This is a genomic window from Pseudomonas protegens, assembly GCF_003732485.1.
Taxonomy (GTDB): domain Bacteria; phylum Pseudomonadota; class Gammaproteobacteria; order Pseudomonadales; family Pseudomonadaceae; genus Aquipseudomonas; species Aquipseudomonas protegens_B.
In genome coordinates, this window is the sequence record NZ_MOAK01000043.1 from 183,202 (window position 1) to 185,183 (window position 1,982).

At 60.1% G+C, this 1,982-nt stretch carries 2 protein-coding genes; both read right to left on the reverse strand.

The window, feature by feature from the left end:
* A partial coding sequence (locus tag BLX41_RS34995; protein ID WP_473241678.1) for a winged helix-turn-helix domain-containing protein occupies positions 1-984 on the reverse strand: 984 nt, incomplete at its 3' end.
* Positions 985-1,292: 308 nt separating this feature from the next.
* On the reverse strand, positions 1,293-1,982 hold a 690-nt coding region (locus tag BLX41_RS35000; protein ID WP_259744654.1), incomplete at its 5' end, for a DUF1329 domain-containing protein.

The window sequence follows — 1,982 nt, forward strand, 5'->3', positions numbered from 1 at the left end:
GAACACTTGGTGGGCCTGCAGAAAACCCAGGATCTCGGCACTGTCATGGGCTTCGCGCAGGGCGTCGCAGAGCGACGCGCAAAAGCGCTCCTGGGGCGCCGTGTCATACAGGAAAGCCTGGACCTCGGCGGGCAGGCAGTCGATGACCTCTTCCAGCAGGTAGTCGCGGATCAGCCCTTCGCCCCCATGCAGTCCTTGAGGCAAGGTGCCCAGCGCACCGGCCTCGGACGCTGCCAGCAGCCAGAAACGCAGCCCGGCAACCCAGCCCTCGCTGCGCTGGATCAGACTTTCCAGAGCCTCGCCGCGCAAGGAACTGCTGTGGCGGTCCAACAAATTAAGGGACTCGTCATGGGTCAGGCGCAGATCCTGCTCATGCAGCTCCAGCAACTGTCGCGACAGCCGCAGTCGCGCCAGATGCCAATCCGGACGCTGGCGACTGGTGACCAGCACCAACAGGCCATCGGGCAGGTGATTGAGGAAAAACTGCAGACAGCGATCGAGCACCGGCCCCTGGGCCAAGTGGTAATCGTCCAGGACCAGCAACAGCGGCGTGTTGCTGGACAGGTGAATCGCCAGTTCGTCCAGCAGGCCATCCAGCCATTCTTCAAAGGCGAAAGGCTGATGGCGCTGGCGCATTTTCAACAGCCCCAGAGACTGCCGGCCCAATTGGGGATAGTACTGCTGCAAACCGTCCAGCAAGCGTTCGAGGAAGCGCCCGGGATCACTGTCCCGGCGGCTCAAACCCAGCCACAGGCTCTGCCAGTTGCCCGGCAAGCCCTGACAGAACTCCACCGCCAGCGAGCTCTTGCCGAACCCGGCCGGCGCACTGACCAGCAACAGGCGCCCATTCAACCCGGCACTCAAGCGCTCGCAAAGACGCGGCCGCTGCACGTATCCGTCGGGCAGAGGGGGTCGATAGAAACGCCCTTCCAACGCAGGAATCACCGCGCTGGCAGACCGTTGAAGGGGAGACACCTCAGTCATGGCCAACTCTTATTAATGTAGGGTTGTCGGCGTAGCAGATGCCCGCAGACTAGCGGTAAAACGCGACCTGTTGAAGATTTTTGCGACCATTCGGGTGAAAAAGACTATGACCAAATAGGTCAGATACATCTGATTGATTAGTCGATATTTCAGTTATTTATCCCGCAACGTGTTAATTCGCCTAAAGAAAGCCCGTCGGGCCAGCCTAGATTGTTGTGCATATCTGCGAATGCACAATTTTCCGGGCAAAAAAAAGCCCCGAACCAGTCGGGGCAATTTCCGAGGATGCGGCCTCTATTTACAGCGGATCAGCGAACACCATCCTGACGCAGGGCGGCTGGAGTGAAGTCGCTGGTGGTAGCGGTGAAGCCGAAGTCATACGCCTGCTTCTCTTCGTTCTTCATGCCCAGTGCCAGGTAGCGGCCGGATTGCAGGTCGTAGAGGGTTTCCAGGGCATACCACGGCACTTGCTTGTCGTAGTAGTTCTCGGCGTGGGCTTCGGCCACACGCCACAGTTGACCACGACCGTCATAGTGGTCGATCACCGCAGCCTGCCAGGTGTCTTCGTCGATATAGAAATCACGCTTGGCGTAGATGTGGCGTTGGCCTTCCTTCAAGGTCGCGACCACATGCCAGACCCGGCGCAGCTCGTAACGAGCCAGGTCCTGGTTGATGTGCCCGGCCTTGATGATGTCGGCGTACTTCAGGCTCGGCGAGTCGAGCTTGTAGCTGTCGGAGGCGATGTACATCTCCTTCTTGCCTTCCAGTTTCCAGTCGTAGCGATCCGGCGCACCGTTGTACATGTCCAGGTTGTCGGAAGTCCGCAGACCGTCGGCGGCGGTACCCGGGCCGTCATAGGAGACTTGCGGAGCACGGCGCACACGACGCTGACCGGCGTTGTAGACCCAGGCCGAACGCGGCTCCTTCACTTGGTCGAGGGTTTCGTGGACCAGCAGCACACCACCGGCCAGACGCGCCGGGGCGGTCACTTTCTGCTT